The organism is Pedobacter frigiditerrae (genome assembly GCF_004331645.1).
Lineage (GTDB): Bacteria > Bacteroidota > Bacteroidia > Sphingobacteriales > Sphingobacteriaceae > Pedobacter > Pedobacter frigiditerrae.
The window spans coordinates 104,016-120,799 of record NZ_SJSK01000003.1 but is presented as its reverse complement, the minus strand read 5'-3'; the positions used below and the strand labels follow the sequence as shown (position 1 = coordinate 120,799).

Below are 16,784 nucleotides of genomic sequence, written 5' to 3'. Positions count from 1 at the left end.
GTCTTTAAAATGTAGTATCAATAAAGAAAATACAACCAATAACAGGATGATGGATAACAATTGCGACATGTCAAGATTTAAATAAATTTAAGCCAATAATTCCGTTAAGAAGCAATCTAGAATTCAAAGGCAAAGCAATCCACTGTGGTGAATTGATCTCGCTTCGTTGCACCAACACTTCATTCAAGGTGGTGAGCTCACCGAAAGAAGCCAAATAGAAATTACCGTCTGCTTTATTATATCTAATGTGCAAGTGAGGTGAATTTGCCCAATCAGAAGGAATTTTAAATAGGTTAGGGTCATCGCGTACCTCATCGCTGCCCGATACAATGGTATCCTCAGATTTGATTAAAAATTCTATCTTTTTACCTGCAAACTGTTTGTCGGGGACGATGGTTTCCAAGCGAGCAATCACTGCTTGGTTGCTCTGAGCGGCATTACCTTCTACGTATTCGAGCTGCGCCTGATATGGGATTTCCATGTAACCATCACTGTAATAAGTGAAACCCTTTAAAATGTCATTGTTTACATCGAAGGTTTGTGCAATACCAGTTTGACGTGGAATGAAGGTTACCCGAAGGTTTTCCGTTTTCTGATTGTTACCTGGCAACAGTTTCCCGATAAAACCTTTATCACCCCTCACGTAATCGGGGTGCGACACCAACCTAAAAACCCATTTTGACCCTGAGGGCTCTACCGTTTTCCCGGCAATGCGATATTCTTTTAAGATTTCGTAGAATTTTTTAACCGTTTCTTGAACGATGAGACCGAAAATACCCTGTTTATTTTCTATAAACTCACGGTAATCCTCCTCGTTAAAGCTGATGATAAATTCGTGATAGAAGACAACACGATCGGCAAACGAGAGTTCCCTGATGGATTCCTTGAATTTTTCGATAATGTAGGTATATACCGCTTCAGGCGTTAACTGAGGCGTTTTACCATTGATCCCATTGGTTTCATCGGTTAAAAACCAATCCTGAATGCCAATACGCTGCCAGAAATTAGACTTTGTTTCCATATTTAACTTAACTGTGCCAATCAAGGCTTTTTTTTATCGGTGTAACTAAAATCCCTGTGGGGTGGCGGTTGTATCGGGTGTTGGCTCTTCGGTAGAATCTGTGGTTTCTTTTTGGCTGTTTCTCATTTCCTCCCTAATTGCACTGTCTAATGCCTGCTTAACTGCAGCCCTGCGAATCATTTCACGTTGTCGTTTCATCTTCTCAGCATCATATTCACTGGTATCGGCTTCAGGCACTAGCGAATCAACTGGATTTATCACAACCTGAGAAGGTTCCCTTTTTTTATACTCCGAATAGCCAACCAGGCCCATCAATCCAACAATGGCAATTATTAAGAAGGCAAATACAATGGGCGAAAGCAATATTCCAGGTTTCTTTTCATTTATCCCATTTTTCAACTCGTTTATTTGCTGGCGGAGTGCGTTGTTTTCTTCAGCAGCCTTATCCGTTACGAGACTGTATGCAGGTTTAGCAATGACTGATAAGCTCCCCGAAACCAATGCTTCTAGCAGTGAGATCCCATCATCAAAACGATTTGCTGGATCTTTCTGCAAACATTTATCTACCAGTTCTAAGAGCCAGCCAGGAATTTGCATTTCCCTTGCCTTCTGGTCCTCGCTCCAACTTTCGGGCAAGTTCGCTTTACGCAGTTCGATAACATCTGGCAGTTCACTTTCCATATGTGCAATCATTACCGTATTGCGACCAGTATCGCTGTTACCAGCTAATGGGAATGGTACTTGTCCGCCCAATAGTTCGTATAAAATTATACCATAGCTATAAACATCGCTTTGCGGAAGCATTCTACCATCATTCTGTTCTGGTGCCATGAACTCAACCGCACCAGCATGCCGAATGCTGCTGCGACGCTGCTCATCGCTCATGATCGCCAACCCAAAATCAAGCAGCACGTAATTGCCGGTATGAACATTGTATTTTACATTATTGCTCTTAATGTCGCCATGCTTAACACCAACCCTGTGGCAATGTGCAAGGGCAGATGCCAGATGCTCTGCTACCTTAATCAGTTCCTTTAGGGCAAATATCTTGTCATGGGGTGGCTGGAGCAGTTCGCAAAGGTCAGGTCCATCAATATATTCCATCTCTATAAACGGAAAGGAGCCACTCTCTGTTATACCAAAACTGAGCATCTTAACCACATTTGGGCTCGGATTTTCGTTAACTTTTGATAACTTACCTACCTCATTTTGAAAGTTACGGTAATTTTTATCGTCCTGATTTTCGGTATGTATTGGCGTGGGGATTAACTTTACGGCTGAATAGATTTCGCCAATGCGCCTACCCTTATATACCGAACCCTGACCACCGGTTCGCAGTGCGCCTAGGTTTTCTAGCCCCTCTGTGATTGTGAATACCTTACTCATTATTATCTTAACAATTATTTTGGTGTTTTGTTGCCAAATATGGATGAAAACTAAAGAAAAATATCAACAAAATAAGCAGCTCTGCCATACAATTAAAAACTTAGAGGGATTCCCTACCTACTTTTCTGATAGAAAATGTAGTATGTGCATTGATAAGCCGCTCTACTCATCGGATAAGCTTCGTCTGATGAGCAGTCTATCTAACGGTTAAGTTTTACCTTAACAGAAAAATGTCACCTTTAATTTATTCCCCTAAAAAAATTCGACAGCGTAATGAAAAAATTTCAAGTACAAAAAGAAACTATCCTTTTGACATCAAAAAACAGAACAGAACCTTAAGGAAAACTCGAACAAGGGAAAAACCTAATAGACAATATCCCGAACCCACAATCTAGATTATATTTAAAAATAGTCTAAGACCTAATTTGTGTAGAAACCGAAGGAAAATCAGCCAAACCGCAACAAATTGGCTAACAGCTATTTATTATCATAAAAAAAGGGAAACAACTTAATAGAGCTGTTCCTTAAGTACCCAGTAGTATCATTTTCTAACCAAACAGATTTACCGTTCACTGGTTAAATCATTAAATACCTATACCAAATGACTTTTATCGGCAATAATCAACTAAATATGGCAACGAATTATCTCTACAACCATAAATAATTGTCAGATTAAATACTGAGGCTGATGATGTAGCTTCTTTTTATTAATTATGATGCAGCGTTCAACCATTTTTGGAATTAAATCCCTAACTTAAAGGCAAATAAAGGAACAATTGAAAAAAAACTCAACTGCTCAGCTAAAAAAAGTACTAAAGCCGATTCATTTATGGGCAATAGCAGTAGGATTAGTGATTTCTGGAGAATATTTTGGGTGGAATTTTGGATGGGCAGTATCGGGTACGATTGGTTTTTTGATTGCTACAGTAATCATTACCATTATGTATGTTACTTTCATTTTTAGTTATACCGAGTTAACAGCTGCTATTCCTCATTCTGGAGGAGCCTTTGCTTATGCATATAGGGCGCTTGGTCCGTTTGGCGGGCTAATTGCAGGTTATGCCACACTCATTGATTTTCTTTTTGCTACACCTGCCATTGCCTTTGCATTGGGTAGTTATCTCCATTTTTTATATCCAGGAGTACAGGTCATTCCAGCTGCGATTGTCTTCAATATTACGTTTATTTTACTTAATATTTCTGGTGTAAAAGAATCGGCAATTTTCTCGGTATTTATTACCGTACTTGCCGTAGCAGAATTATTGCTTTTTATGGGTGTTGTTGCTCCAAGTTTCAAGCTGGCAAATTTTACGGCCGATCCAATGCCTTTTGGCTGGAGTGGTATTTTCGCTGCCCTCCCCTTTGCAGTTTGGTTTTATTTGGCAATTGAAGGCGTAGCAATGGTAGCCGAAGAGGTAAAAGATCCAAAAAAAAATATACCGAGAGGATATATCTCTAGTTTAGCTACCTTAATATTTTTAGCTTTTGGGATCATGATCCTTACAGGTGGCATTACCAATTGGCATCAGTTAAGCAGCATAGATTATCCATTGCCCGAAGCCATAGCCATTGTTTTGGGCAAATCAAATGTATTAACCAAAATTTTTGCTAGCATTGGCCTATTTGGGTTAATAGCTTCTTTCCATGGTACTATTTTAGCATCGTCGCGTCAGGTATATGCAATGGCAAGAAGTGGTTATTTGCCTTCTCCTCTAGCAAAAATCAATACCCGATTTAAAACACCGCATTGGGCACTGGTAGCTGGTGGATTAATTTCTTTTCTAGCTTTATTTTCAGGTACAACTAGCCAGATCATCATTTTATCTGTTTTGGGAGCTATCGTAATGTACATCATGAGCATGATAAGCCTATTCATTTTGCGCAAAAAAGAGCCTGGGCTAGAGCGACCATTTGTTGCACCTTTTTACCCTATATTTCCAGCTATCGCCCTCTTTATTGCCATAATTTGTCTCATTGCAATCGTGTATTACAATTTTAAAATTAGTTTGATGTTTTTTGTTGCCTTGTTTATTGTTCTGCTTATTTTCATATTTTTAGGCAAACATAAAGTTCCCATTTTGATCAATACGGATTAAACATGTCATACCATTTTACCATTGATCATCAAAGATATCAGTTTAATGATTTAAAAGCTTTATTGGCCAAAGCTTCTCCATTTCGCACGGGCGATGCCTTAGCAAATATAAGTGCCAGAACCTATAAAGAAAGAGTGGCGGCTCAGCTAGCTTTGGCTGATGTTCCGCTAAAAAACTTCTTATCAGAAACTATTATTCCATACGAAACTGATGAAATTACACGGCTAATCATAGATGATCATGATATGGCCAATTTCATTACAATCGACCATTTTACAGTTGGGCAATTTAGAGAATGGTTATTGAGCGATGAAACAGACACAGCAAAACTTCATCATATTGCTGCTGCAATTACTCCAGAAATGGCTGCAGCCGTATCCAAAATTATGCGTAACCAAGATTTAATTGCTGTTGCTAGAAAAATTGAAGTAGTTACCAAATTTCGCAATACCATTGGGCTAAAAGGACATTTTGCAACCCGGCTACAACCAAATCATCCAACAGATGATCCGAAAGGTATTCTAGCCAGTATTATTGATGGATTAATGTATGGGAATGGGGATGCCGTAATTGGCATTAACCCCGCATCAGACAATCCATTGGCCGTGCTAAAGTTATTGGCACTCATTGACCGGCTCCGTACCCAATTCGACATCCCAATACAATCATGTGTACTAAGCCATGTTAGCACTACCCTTAACTTAATTCGCAAACAAGCTCCCATTGATCTCTGCTTCCAGTCTATTGCTGGAACTGAAAAAGCTAATCATGGTTTCGGTATTTCTCTCGCCCTGCTAACAGAGGCGCATGAGGCTACCCTATCGTTAAAGCGAGGTACCATTGGAAACAATGTGATGTACTTCGAAACTGGACAAGGCAGTGCTTTATCTGCCAACGCACATCATGGGGTTGATCAGCAAACCTGCGAAGCTAGAGCCTATAGCGTGGCCCGAAAGTTTAATCCGATGTTGGTTAATTCTGTGGTAGGCTTTATTGGTCCAGAATACCTTTATGATGGTAAACAAATTACCAGGGCAGCACTAGAAGATCATTTTTGCGGCAAACTTTTAGGGCTTCCAATGGGTATGGATGTTTGTTATACCAATCACGCAGAAGCAGACCAAGATGACATGGATAATTTGCTAACCTTGCTGGGGGTTGCCGGGTGTAATTTTGTTATGGGTGTACCGGGTTCTGATGATATCATGCTCAATTACCAGTCTACTTCATTTCATGATGCTTTATATCTACGCAAAGTTTTGGGATTAAAACCAGCCCCAGAATTCGAAAAATGGCTAATAGCTCATCAGATTTTTGATGAATACGGAATGCTTGCAAAACATACTAATTTAGGGATTTTAAAAAATTTGGATGTATTATGGAAGAGTTAGAAAATGTTGGAAAACAACCGTTGCTTGACTTTAATTTCCTTAAAGAATTAACCGATGCCCGTATTGGCCTTGGTCATGCCGGCACCAGTATACCAACTAAAGAATCGCTTAACTTTAAACTTGCCCACGCCCAAGCCCGTGATGCGGTTTATACACCAATGGCAATTGTTGCGCTGAGTAGTAAATTAGAATCATTTAGTTTACCATCAACCACATTATATAGCAAGGTTAAGGATAGAACCGAATATTTACAGCGACCTGATCTTGGTAGATTGCTTAACCAGCGTTCGACAAAAGTGCTGAGCGATGAGATAAAAAACTGCGATGTAGTAATCTGCGTTGCTGATGGGCTATCTGCACTGGCTATCAATTTAAATGCATTTGACGTAATCAAGCTGTTAGTACCCAAAATACAACAGGCCAACTGGAGCTTAGCAACCATATGTTTGGTTATGCAAGGGAGAGTTGCCATTGCCGATCAGATCGGTGAGATCTTAAAGGCGAAGTTATCCCTTATTCTTATTGGAGAACGACCAGGTTTAAGCGCAGCCGATAGCATGGGCATCTATCTTACGTATCGGCCAAAGAGAGGTCTTACCGACGATTCGCGTAACTGCATTTCCAGTATCCGTAAAGGTGGACTATCTGCTGAGTTGGCTGCAAATAAAATCTTTTACCTAATTCAACAAGCAATGGGTAAGCGTATTTCGGGCACTGGATTAAAAGATGAGTACGAAAGCTGAAAAGTATTTATTTTGCATGGTGCGATGGAAACCTTCAAAAAACTTAATCTATTGTATCTGGACGAAGATATTGAGGGAAAAATGGAAATAATTCGTTCGATATTTCCAAAAAAAACTTGTTTTTGAAAACAGAAACTATCGAACGCCAGAAATAAGTATTGCCGCTTCTTTTATCTATCAGATTAACAACCAGTTAAGACGTAAAAAAAGCGGAGTAACATCTAAAAAATTAGAGTTATCCGCTTTTGTACCGCAGAAGGATCCAGTTCGAACCAATTATTGGAAGATTTAAGGCTTATTGCAATGTTTGAGATGTTTGAGTTTGACCCAATAGGATAGTTCTCGAACCAAACAATAAGTTTATCTTTCCTAAAAAGAATTTATGATGAAGGCAGCAATTACATTTATTATTTTAATCTCCTCAATAATTACTTCATATACGCAAAAAGAAGTAAAAAATGAGAATAAGACTTTGGCAAGTCAACAGCCACCACCATTACCAGAAGCTAAATGGCTTGATAGTGGAAAAGTAAAATTGGCAATTGATACAACATTAACCCACAAAAAAGGTGCTTTCGAATGTGATTCTGTTATTATAGTAGATTATAACGGAGCTTTTGGTGAACATACATATTTGCCTCTTAACGATAAAGGGCAATGGATAGCTACGATAAAAAAAACAAAAAGATTATTAGAAGATCAACTCAATTTTATTCAAATAATATTCGGCAGTAAATCATCTTTTAAAAATCCAAAAATGGTTTTTTGTTATGAACCAAGGATTGGGCTAATTTACTACAGGAATAACAAAGTAATTGCACAATCGGCAGTATGTTTAAGCTGTTGTAGAATGGAATCCACTGCTAAATTAGGAAGTGGCGACAATTATGCATCTTACAACACAGAAACTAACGAAAAAATTGCTAAATTCTATGATCAGTTAAATTTGCAATAAATCTGCTATTTAAAACAAAAAGCCATCTATTTTCCCCTCTCTAGCAAACGTCCAGCTTGTGCCCAAAACAGAAAACCAAAATACAATAATTAATCAAATTAGCTTAAAACAAAAAATTCAGCATATTTCTTAGGTATGCTGAACGATTATTTATTACAATCACAAGCGGGGCCCTTATGCTAGATGGGATAATCGAATCTTGCGATTGCTTCTTCTTTCATTGTCAGTTAATGTTTTATCCAAAAACTGTAAAGCTATAGACGGATAAGACCCAAGTTAGTCTTATATCAAATTCCTAGTGATCTTACCCTTAATGATATACATGGAACTGATACTTTCTTTGGTAATTACCGTATCTCCCTTAAAATTCGGATTGCTAGAGCGTAAGATCAATTTACCTGGATCTTGATGTTGGTGTATTAATTTAATGCTCCTTAAGCAATTTGTTTTTTCATCACCCATGATTACATAAGCCTCGCCCCATTGTAATACATCAAAATTGGTTACCTCTTTTACGGCAATAATTTCGCCAGAGGCATATTTAGGGTACATGCTATCACCATAAACAGGCAAATAGGCCGTGCAATCATTAAAAGGTTTATAGTTTACAAAGTACTCGGGCTCATCTTCCATTAACATCAGGCTAGGCGCTCCAGCATCAGCCAAGCTAACGTCGTAATAAGGCACACCTTCCTTAGCTTCAGATACAACTGGCCCCTTTTTTAAAAAGGGCTCTCCTATCCCATCCGTTAACCATTCTTGGTTCACGTTAAATAGCAATGTTAACTTATCCTTAATAGCATTTGAAAGCTTTTCTCCTGTTTTTCCGCTTAAAATACCAGACAAAGAACCTTGCTTTATATTCATTGCTACAGCAAAATCAGATTGAGTTTTAAATTTCAACTTCTCCATTAAAACTTTTAGTCGTTGATTTTCAGACATATGAATTACCTTGTTATATAATTTATATATTATTATAGATTATATATAATAATATGGTATATTGGTATTACTAACGCAAGTTATTAAATCTACCTCAAATTAATATACCTCCTATGAAAGATCTCACATTTAACTCAAACGAAACTAAATTCTTGGATGGGATTCAAGAGTTTTTCGGCACCAGAACCGTAATTAATCACCTTACTTTTATCGATAAATGGATGGAACTGTTATTGGGTGGCAAGCCTAGTAAAAGATGGACTAAACCCGCCGACCTCTATTACTTTTATGAAAGGATCGAAGCTTTATTTGAAGTGAGTTATCAACTCAATAAAGCAACTGAAGGCTATGTTTCATTAGCAGCTAGCGCAACATTAGATCAAGCATTTTTAGAAACGGAGCAATATGCCTTAACTTACTTCCCTTATCAATTAAAAGAACAACACTTATTAAATCCATTAAAAGCCATTAAGGCCATTTTTAAGAAACAAGACCTGCAGTACTACAAACAAACCTTAAGAGAATGGGTGGCAGAAGGATTAAATGATAATTACGCAACAGAAAATGCAGACTATATTATCCCATTATATACCAATGCCAAAAAGTTGATTGCTGCTTGTTGGTTATTTCATGAAAGGGTGGTTACTAAGAATAGTTTCAAAAAGCCAAGCTATCCCAACCCATTATTAAACTTTGCCTTAACCGAACCTCGTTTATTTACAGAAGAGGAGGTTAAAAGCCCTTATTTAATGATTGAAGAGTTTTTCAATTTTACCAATTTAAGTGGCTACCGAGAAGAACTGCAAGATTGGTTCATGTCTGTAATTAATGAAGATATAGCGGCAAAAAAACCAAACGATTGTTTATTTATACACAACCAATATACCCAGTTGGTACAGGCAGGTTACATCATTGTAGCTCAAAAATTGCCATATGTACCTAAACCAGATAAACATGACGGTAGAACCATGGGTCAATGGATGCTTGACAAAAGGGACAGTGATATTTCAGAAGGAGAAATCATGTTGGGCGATGAAGAACCCCATGTGCTCAGTTTAGCAGAAAGAGCGGCACCAATGGAGTATTGTACGGAGGCTTTAAGCCATGATAAGGTGGTAAAGCTAAGGTTTGGCTTGCAGGAATGGCTAGATGCTGGTTTAAGCGAAAATTCGAGCATACATGGTATAGGCGATGAGTATGCCTTTAGCTTTTACCTCACGCTGCAAAAACTCACAGAAGCTTTTTACCTGATCATTACGGAAAATGCCAAAACCCCTGTTTTACCTTTAACCATAGCAAGCCATGAAGCCTAGGCCAAATTTAACACAAGAGTTTAATAGCTTATTTAGCTATTACCCTGCAGACTTGATTGAGGCTGCTTTGGTGCCTTTAATGCCAGCTTCGGCCGATGAGATAGATGAACATACAGCTATTCAGCAATTATTTTATGCCGAGCTGACTGAAATTATACATGGCAATTTAATAGCATACCAGCAAACAAAAGCTAATGAGCAAGCCAATACAGCAGAAAATGAAGCGTTAACAGACGCAAAATCGATTATTAATATCCTAACACCCATTATCCCCATTGGCTATGTTTTCTTTCAGCAGGGCAAGCTAAACAGTGGCAATTTAACCTTTGTAGTAGATAGATATGAGTATAAACCAATCGACGAAGTACATCAGGCTGTTAACTTCAGCCTAATGGCTTACCCAAAAATCACTTTTGAAATACATACCTATGGCACCATGGTTAATTTAATTAGCAATGGACATTTCTATTATGCTACCTTATGCGCTCAAAAAAACTGCATCTATCAAAAGAAAGCACATTATAACCTACCCTCACCTAATCCTGTCTTATTGGCCGCAAATAGGTTAAATGCAGCCATCTTATTTAAGCAAAACAGCGATAAGGCCCTTAGTTTCATGAACGGTGCTAAACAATACCTTGAGCGTAATGAAAATACCATGGCCGTTTTCATGCTTCAACAGGCATGTGAGTTTACTTATCGGGGTTTAATCATGGTCTTTAAAGGCAAGAACATCAAAAGCCACGAACTGGTTATGCTTCGAAAGCAGCTGACCCATTATGCGCCACAGGTTATTGGCCTTTTTCATCCTAAACCAAAAAAAGAACTACGTTTATTAACCTTTTTGCAAGAGGCTTACATCAAGGCGAGGTATGAAAATGCATACCAAATTGATCAAGAACAAGCCTTAGAATTGGTAATAGCCACCTCAAGTTTAATGAAGGGAGTGCAAACCTTATTTGATGATTATTTGGCAGAAACCATTTGTTGAATGTAGAGCGTTGTTTGTTGTGCGTTGTTCGAGTTTTCTTCGGGAATTCATTTAGGTTTCTTCGGGAACTGTTCGGGAAGCGTTCGAGTCTGCTTCGGGAAGGCTTCGGGAAACGTTCGGGAAGGCTTCGGCACCGACCCGAAGAAAAGCCGAGGCCAAGTCGAACAAGAGTAAACCGCAACCCGATGCAGCTATGACCCCATCTCGAAGCTGTTTCGAAGCACTTAGCATCGTTTCTCGAATGTTGATTGATAAAAAACAACTCCTTTATCAAATGTTTACCCTACTTCTTCAAATTTAGCACATTGTTTAGAAAGCAATTCAAAATCTGCTCTATACTCGATGTGTTTCCATTTTGTTCAAAGATTTCAGCTGATGAAGAGTTAACTCGAAATAGCATGACTCTCAAAGAAAAGGCCTTAGCTTTCGCTAAGGCCATAATAGCTTGAGATCAATTAATTCATTATTAGCTAACCTATTTAAACTTTGCCCAACAGCGTATTATTAATCCTATCGGTAAACTTACCTTCAAAGGTTAATGCCTCTAAAAAGATGCCCGGAATATCATTTTCACGATTTTCCTTTCCAAATTCTACAAATGTATTTTTCAATTGTTCTTTTGCCATCATTAACTGTTTACCAGCAAGGTACCATTCTTTTATTTTTGCTGCCCAAGCTTGTTGCAACATCATGTTACTGCTTTTTGGAATGCCCCAGTTATCCCCCTTGCCTAAATGCGTTGAGGTAGGTGGCTTGCCATTAGCGGTCATAAAGGCGCAACAAGGGAAACAGGCCGAAACTTTTTGAGTGTTTTTGCCTAATGCAATTTCAAATATAAAGCTGTTATTATCTATCGTGGTCGAATATAAGCTCATGGCTTGGATCATGCCATGGTAACTTTTAAATAATTGGCCAACTACATATTTTTGACTAATCTTTGGAATCGTATTAACCAGATTAATGTTATAACCCTTTATTGGAAGTGGTTTTCCTATAGTTTCAATAGCAGTTAAAGCACTATTTGTAAACTCAACTGCTTTACCATAGGCCTCAGCTACTTGTTGGTCTGGTGCTCGATAGGCTGGCTTATAAAGTTCTAGATTAGATGGACCAACAATAAAACATTGGTTTACTGTAGACATTCCTCCAATATAAGCACCATAAGGCGGTGGTGCTGCTGCATTTGCCGCATCAGTTAAACGTTTAATATAATTGCTGTATTGATCTGTCATTGCAGCAATAGCAGGGATAGTTGATGCTCTTGGCGTAGTGGCTATAATATAACCAAACTCTTGTACTGTAGCAGATTGGCTAACGGAAACATTAACACCTAGCTTTTCAAATACTACTTTTACCTTGTCATAAGAATCCTTTTCATCAACAGCAGACATGTATTGAAAAATAGTGTTGCTGTTTTTGGAAGCATATCCCAATACAATTGCAGTGCACACGGCATCTGCAATTGGTTTAGTTAAAAATTGGCTCATACCTACTTAATTTATAGGAGGAGTAAAACTAACTGTGTGTCCATCCGTCGTAAATAAAATTGCATTGCCATCGAATGTTGCAGAATACTCAACCTCCCCTTGTAGAAAATTACCTCCTCCGACTGGTCTGCCGTAAATAACATTACTGTTTCCGATTCTAAACTTGTTAATGGTAGGAGGCAATGTGTGCATAATTCTACCATTAGCGATTTGACCACATACTGTGTTATTATCCAAAATTGTAAGTAATTGCCCGGTATTGTTTGTAATTGATATGAACATAATATTAAATTGTTAAAGATTGCCTACTCTAGTCAGGTTTTTCGGCTTCCACCTGTATGTTAGTTTGTTAAGAGATTTGTCTTTTCAAGATGGCTTCATAACCTTCTACCAATAGCTTATATCCTTCTGAAGTTTCTTGTGGGGCGAGTGATATTTCAATTTTTCCCCAGGCCATTTTCGGCTTTTTCTTGAATAAACCACCATTACCTTCATTACCAAGATCAAGTTGCACTTCACCATTAACTACAGCCATCCTAAAACTTGCCGTAAGCGTTGCCTTATCAATTTTAGACATGGTTAGAGGCACCAAAGTGATCAGGGGAACTGAGATTTCTAGGTTTTCAATTTCACCATCATGACCAAGATGTGGATATTCAAGAATTACAGTCCTCGGAACTAATGTATGTTTGTTAGGAGTGGCAGCACTTTGAACATTAGGTTGTTCTTTATCTTCATCTTCTGCCACATGTGTTTCAACGGCCTTGGGTGCTTCGATAAAGTATTTATCTAATAGTGATGTATTTTTATCCATCAATGCATCACTGGCACTGATTATAGCTTCTTGAATAGCGTTTACGAATAATTTAAAACTGATCATGATTGATATAATTTATTTATGTTGATTAAGCTATGCTGAGATTCTTCCTTTTACGGCTTCCAACTTTTCGATTGTTTCTTCTACAAGCTCTTTGCTTTCTGGGGCAAGGCCAACAGACGCCGCACAATTGGGGCATGCAAAATGTACACCCATCATCAATTGTTTGATATCGAAGGGAATTCCAGTATTACAAACTGGGCAAGGAATATTTTGACTTTGCGTTATCATGTTATTTATTTTAGTTATTGAATAATTCTTGTTTATTTTCAGTTGGTACTGCCTGGATCGATTTGGTATACAGGTCAATGATGGTAAGCACACCTGCAGGCAGAGGAAGTGTAGCTGCATTGATATTGATCTTCACTTTATTTGAGATCTTACTCTGGTTTTTGGAATCTCGATTGCTATTTGAACCCGAATCGCTCACTTTACCATATAGCTGTGCTTTTCGGTCGGTAATCTTGTTTCCTGATTCATTAGTTCCATTTGATGGTTTAGAAGCTACGGAAGTAATCTCCATATCGAAATCTATAGTTACCTTATCTACCACTAAAGAATTCATGGGCACAATGGTAAGCAAGGGTAGGCTAAAATGAGTTGTAACCAATTGAATTGACTGTGGAACTGCTGGCGCAGCTTCAACAGCTTCAACTACAGGGATAACACCTGGTGCAGAAGCTGCTATTGCTTTCACGGCAACTTTACCACGATCTATTACAGGTTTGGTTAATGCCATCTGTATCAGAATCGGTTCATAGCCATCTCCGTTTTTCTTAAAGCAGTATTCAAGCAAGAACCTGGTTTGGCCTTGTGCCATTACCACATTGGCCTTTGAAACCGCCACAAGTGGAGCGCTGATTAATGATTCAATGTCCAATGCTTTACTAAAGTTTGGATTGAATTTTTGATTCGTTACTTTTGGCATAATTGACTATAATTATTTGTGAACAAATAAGTTAGCTAGGCTAACTTATTTGATTTTGTTAATTTAATTCGCTCCGATTGTAATTGGTGAGATAGACTGTGCAAATGCTTCGATGATGGTATTTACACCCTTTGGTAGCGGAAGCTGAGCTGCATGTACATTCACACTATATTTAGCAGAATTACTCTTTTCATAGTGTGTGTTGTGCGTAGAGGAATCTTTCGAATCGTAACTGGCACTTCCCCTGATAGTAACCGATAATGGACCCCAACCCATCTTAGCTTCAAAACTGCCTTCGCCCTTGCTTTCTGTTGACTTTGCTTCTGATTGATCTTCAGAGAAGCTTGATTTTACTTCCATTTCGAAATTGATATCTACTGTATCAACTGCTAATGAATTTAGTGGAACAATGGTTAACATTGGCAAGTTGAATTGCGTTACAAAGCTTTGGATTTGTGTTGCGACTGCCGCTTTCGCTTTAACTGGTGGCTTAGCTGTATCGTCAGCATCAACTGCTGGAGTACCAGGAGTGATTATCCCTCTTTGTAATGACATTACGATCATAACTGGCACATAGCTATCATGTTTCTCGATTGCAGGTGTGCCAATTACCTCTGCCTTGCTCAACAAGCCAGTATCTTTATCGAATTCTGCAGGTTCTCCTTTAACAAGATCAGCCTTAGGAACAGTGATTTTTGTGAAACAAGTATCTAACATGAACTTGGTTTGAGTTAGCGCCATTGCTGCATTGGCACGAGCAGCAGCATTTAGTGGTCCGCCAATTAGAGCATCCATAGGCAGGCCTGAGAACTCTTGTGACATCGACAGTAGATTAGATTCCATAACTTTTGTTTTTAATTATTAGTGATTTTTGTTGATTACTTATTGATTTGGCAGGTGAAATAAGATGATGGTTATAGCATTGCTAATTTTTCAAGATCTGCCTTGGTACCATTAAAAATATCTTTATCTACCTGTCCACTTACGCTTTTAATGGTTCCCGTACCACTGTTTTGCCAAATAGTATATTTATCCCATCCAGGCGGCAATAATGGTGGGGCAGATTGATAGGCGGCAATCCATAACGGATAGTTTTCAAAACCTGTGGGATTACCGAGGAAATCATGCCAAAAAACACGATTGGTATAAATCATTGGTATACGTCTTGTTTTGCTTGCTACACCTGTTAACCAATCCTTTACTAATTGTACACAAGCGGTACGGTTCTGAATAACATAAGGGTTTAGGGTATCTGGCACTTGCCATTCTACATCTAATACTGGAGGTAAAAGACCTGCTTGTGAAAAATCAACTCCACAACCTAAAAAGTTATCGATCTGTTGTTGAGCTGTTGCGTCCTTGAAATTTAGAAAATGATAGGCCCCATGTAAAATACCTAAACTGCTTAATTTAGAAAAGTTGCTTTCAAACATGTGGTCTTTAAAGCCCGCACCTTGGCTTGCCTTGCAATACACAAAACTTACTTCTTGTGCCAAAGTGGCCCAATTAATTGTACCGTTGTTGTGAGAAATATCAATTCCCTTAACAATGCCAGCAGTATCATTAGGCGTTAGTAGTGCATTTATGGCATTCATGGTGTTCGTACCGGCAATGCCATCATTAAGGAGCTTATGCTCGTACTGAAATTTCTTTACCGCGTTTTGAGTGCCGATTCCGAAAATTCCATCAACGGTAAGCGGATAGCCCAAATTGCTTAATTGTTGTTGTAGTGATTTTACATCATCACCTTGCGAATTCAATTGAAGAATAGCCATAATTTGATTAGTTTAATTTAAGGGCAAATAATTGATAAGATAGCATTGCTTATGCTTGCTTTTAGGGCAAGAAACAGCGGTTAAAGCTATTTTATCATTTTGCTTATCTCAAATTGAGCTAATAAATGACTTGTATTTACAGGCATTAATGCCCCTTTAAAAAGCAGGTAAAACTACTTGGTTGTTCAAGCGTATCACTACTATAATGGCTTATAATACCTCAAATAAGAGGTGCCTAATGGCAAATAACACCAAGCCAGCAGTATTTCGGCTTTGGGTTTTGAGTAACAGATTATTCCGATGGCCCTCTACTGTGCGTACACTTAAGAAAAGTTTTTCGGCAATTTCGGCACTGCTATTTTCTTTACATATCAAGGCTAACACTTCTTTTTCGCGTGGGGTAAGCTCAAGAGAAGGGCTATTAAATATACTGATGGTTTTACTGCTAGAACGATTTGCCTGTTGTATCGCCATCAACACCTGTTTATTCATGTAAAAACCAGTTTCATAAGTACTTTTAATGGCAGCTATCAATTCTTCCTTATTACAGTTTTTAACCAGATAGGCAGCTGCGCCAGAGGTAATCATTTTAGAGATTAGGCGGTCTTGCGAATGAACAGACAATACTATTACTCGAATGGCCGGATATTTATCGGCAATGAACTTGTTCAATTCAATGCCATTCATTTCTGGCATGTTCATATCCATCAATAAGATATCTGGAATTTGTGCTGGCAAGGTGTCAAAAATTGACAGTAGCATAGACGCAGTTGCTGCCTCTGCTACCATTTCAAATTCAGGAACACTCTTGATTAGCAAGACCAAACTTTGCCTAAAGATATTCTGGTCGTCTATAATGCCTATTTTTATGGTTTCCAT

At 38.3% G+C, this 16,784-nt stretch carries 16 protein-coding genes; 6 read left to right on the top strand and 10 right to left on the bottom strand.

Annotated elements, in window-relative coordinates:
• Positions 1 to 70: 70 nt before the first annotated feature.
• Positions 71 to 1,021, bottom strand: a complete 951-nt coding sequence (locus tag EZ428_RS12310; protein WP_131553474.1) for a hypothetical protein — start codon at positions 1,019 to 1,021, stop codon at positions 71 to 73.
• 45 nt (positions 1,022 to 1,066) lie between these two features.
• Positions 1,067 to 2,407 carry a serine/threonine protein kinase gene (locus tag EZ428_RS12305; protein WP_131553473.1) on the bottom strand — a complete coding sequence of 447 codons (1,341 nt, stop codon included), beginning with the start codon at positions 2,405 to 2,407 and terminating at the stop codon, positions 1,067 to 1,069.
• Positions 2,408 to 3,183: 776 nt separating this feature from the next.
• Between EZ428_RS12305 and eat the strand changes: the two genes are divergently transcribed.
• The 4 genes from eat to EZ428_RS12285 all read left to right on the top strand — a co-directional run bounded on the left by eat (position 3,184) and on the right by EZ428_RS12285 (position 7,592).
• Positions 3,184 to 4,503: an ethanolamine permease gene (gene eat, locus EZ428_RS12300; protein WP_131553472.1), complete on the top strand. Its 1,320-nt coding sequence runs from the start codon at positions 3,184 to 3,186 to the stop codon at positions 4,501 to 4,503.
• Positions 4,504 to 4,505: 2 nt separating this feature from the next.
• Positions 4,506 to 5,894 (top strand): ethanolamine ammonia-lyase subunit EutB, encoded by a 1,389-nt coding sequence (locus EZ428_RS12295; protein ID WP_131553471.1) that lies wholly within the window; start codon positions 4,506 to 4,508, stop codon positions 5,892 to 5,894.
• The gene (gene eutC / locus EZ428_RS12290) at positions 5,882 to 6,637 is read left to right on the top strand and encodes an ethanolamine ammonia-lyase subunit EutC (protein WP_131553470.1); all 756 of its coding nucleotides are present in this window, start codon (positions 5,882 to 5,884) and stop codon (positions 6,635 to 6,637) included. Before EZ428_RS12295 ends, eutC begins: the two co-directional genes overlap by 13 nt.
• Positions 6,638 to 7,019: 382 nt before the next feature.
• The gene (locus tag EZ428_RS12285) at positions 7,020 to 7,592 is read left to right on the top strand and encodes a hypothetical protein (RefSeq protein ID WP_131553469.1); all 573 of its coding nucleotides are present in this window, start codon (positions 7,020 to 7,022) and stop codon (positions 7,590 to 7,592) included.
• A 282-nt stretch (positions 7,593 to 7,874) separates the two neighbouring features.
• Here the strand turns inward: EZ428_RS12285 and EZ428_RS12280 are convergent, their stop codons facing one another.
• The gene (locus EZ428_RS12280; protein WP_165501765.1) at positions 7,875 to 8,504 is read right to left on the bottom strand and encodes a S24 family peptidase; all 630 of its coding nucleotides are present in this window, start codon (positions 8,502 to 8,504) and stop codon (positions 7,875 to 7,877) included.
• A gap of 143 nt (positions 8,505 to 8,647) precedes the next feature.
• Here EZ428_RS12280 and EZ428_RS12275 point away from each other — a divergent pair, with 143 nt between their 5' ends.
• Positions 8,648 to 9,847, top strand: a complete 1,200-nt coding sequence (locus EZ428_RS12275; protein ID WP_131553467.1) for a hypothetical protein — start codon at positions 8,648 to 8,650, stop codon at positions 9,845 to 9,847.
• Positions 9,837 to 10,838, top strand: coding sequence for a HEPN domain-containing protein (locus EZ428_RS12270; protein ID WP_131553466.1), 1,002 nt, complete (start codon positions 9,837 to 9,839; stop codon positions 10,836 to 10,838). The genes EZ428_RS12275 and EZ428_RS12270 overlap by 11 nt, the downstream gene beginning before the upstream one ends.
• 479 nt (positions 10,839 to 11,317) lie before the next feature.
• On the opposite strand, the gene EZ428_RS12265 is transcribed toward EZ428_RS12270, so the two are convergent.
• The 7 genes from EZ428_RS12265 to EZ428_RS12235 form a co-directional block, all read right to left on the bottom strand.
• On the bottom strand, positions 11,318 to 12,325 hold the full coding sequence (locus EZ428_RS12265; protein WP_131553465.1) for a hypothetical protein: 1,008 nt from the start codon (positions 12,323 to 12,325) through the stop codon (positions 11,318 to 11,320).
• Positions 12,326 to 12,674: 349 nt separating this feature from the next.
• On the bottom strand, positions 12,675 to 13,205 hold the full coding sequence (locus EZ428_RS12260) for a DUF2589 domain-containing protein (protein ID WP_131553464.1): 531 nt from the start codon (positions 13,203 to 13,205) through the stop codon (positions 12,675 to 12,677).
• A gap of 30 nt (positions 13,206 to 13,235) precedes the next feature.
• On the bottom strand, positions 13,236 to 13,433 hold the full coding sequence (locus tag EZ428_RS12255; protein ID WP_131553463.1) for a hypothetical protein: 198 nt from the start codon (positions 13,431 to 13,433) through the stop codon (positions 13,236 to 13,238).
• Positions 13,434 to 13,443: 10 nt separating this feature from the next.
• The gene (locus EZ428_RS12250) at positions 13,444 to 14,130 is read right to left on the bottom strand and encodes a DUF2589 domain-containing protein (RefSeq protein WP_131553462.1); all 687 of its coding nucleotides are present in this window, start codon (positions 14,128 to 14,130) and stop codon (positions 13,444 to 13,446) included.
• Between the two features lie 63 nt (positions 14,131 to 14,193).
• A complete protein-coding gene (locus EZ428_RS12245; protein ID WP_131553461.1) occupies positions 14,194 to 14,973 on the bottom strand; it encodes a DUF2589 domain-containing protein in 780 nt (259 codons plus the stop codon).
• Between the two features lie 71 nt (positions 14,974 to 15,044).
• The gene (locus EZ428_RS12240; protein WP_131553460.1) at positions 15,045 to 15,905 is read right to left on the bottom strand and encodes a GH25 family lysozyme; all 861 of its coding nucleotides are present in this window, start codon (positions 15,903 to 15,905) and stop codon (positions 15,045 to 15,047) included.
• Between the two features lie 210 nt (positions 15,906 to 16,115).
• Complete coding sequence (locus EZ428_RS12235) at positions 16,116 to 16,784, bottom strand: response regulator transcription factor (RefSeq protein ID WP_131553459.1); 669 nt, start codon at positions 16,782 to 16,784, stop codon at positions 16,116 to 16,118.

Coding starts and splice junctions, on each gene's coding strand:
- EZ428_RS12235 (WP_131553459.1), bottom strand. CDS start 16,784: ATGGAAACCATAAAAATAGGCATTATAGACGACCAGAATATCTTTAGG.
- eutC (WP_131553470.1), top strand. CDS start 5,882: ATGGAAGAGTTAGAAAATGTTGGAAAACAACCGTTGCTTGACTTTAAT.
- EZ428_RS12295 (WP_131553471.1), top strand. CDS start 4,506: ATGTCATACCATTTTACCATTGATCATCAAAGATATCAGTTTAATGAT.
- EZ428_RS12255 (WP_131553463.1), bottom strand. CDS start 13,433: ATGATAACGCAAAGTCAAAATATTCCTTGCCCAGTTTGTAATACTGGA.
- EZ428_RS12270 (WP_131553466.1), top strand. CDS start 9,837: ATGAAGCCTAGGCCAAATTTAACACAAGAGTTTAATAGCTTATTTAGC.
- EZ428_RS12275 (WP_131553467.1), top strand. CDS start 8,648: ATGAAAGATCTCACATTTAACTCAAACGAAACTAAATTCTTGGATGGG.
- EZ428_RS12250 (WP_131553462.1), bottom strand. CDS start 14,130: ATGCCAAAAGTAACGAATCAAAAATTCAATCCAAACTTTAGTAAAGCA.
- EZ428_RS12285 (WP_131553469.1), top strand. CDS start 7,020: ATGATGAAGGCAGCAATTACATTTATTATTTTAATCTCCTCAATAATT.
- EZ428_RS12260 (WP_131553464.1), bottom strand. CDS start 13,205: ATGATCAGTTTTAAATTATTCGTAAACGCTATTCAAGAAGCTATAATC.
- EZ428_RS12310 (WP_131553474.1), bottom strand. CDS start 1,021: ATGGAAACAAAGTCTAATTTCTGGCAGCGTATTGGCATTCAGGATTGG.
- EZ428_RS12240 (WP_131553460.1), bottom strand. CDS start 15,905: ATGGCTATTCTTCAATTGAATTCGCAAGGTGATGATGTAAAATCACTA.
- EZ428_RS12245 (WP_131553461.1), bottom strand. CDS start 14,973: ATGGAATCTAATCTACTGTCGATGTCACAAGAGTTCTCAGGCCTGCCT.
- EZ428_RS12305 (WP_131553473.1), bottom strand. CDS start 2,407: ATGAGTAAGGTATTCACAATCACAGAGGGGCTAGAAAACCTAGGCGCA.
- EZ428_RS12265 (WP_131553465.1), bottom strand. CDS start 12,325: ATGAGCCAATTTTTAACTAAACCAATTGCAGATGCCGTGTGCACTGCA.
- EZ428_RS12280 (WP_165501765.1), bottom strand. CDS start 8,504: ATGGAGAAGTTGAAATTTAAAACTCAATCTGATTTTGCTGTAGCAATG.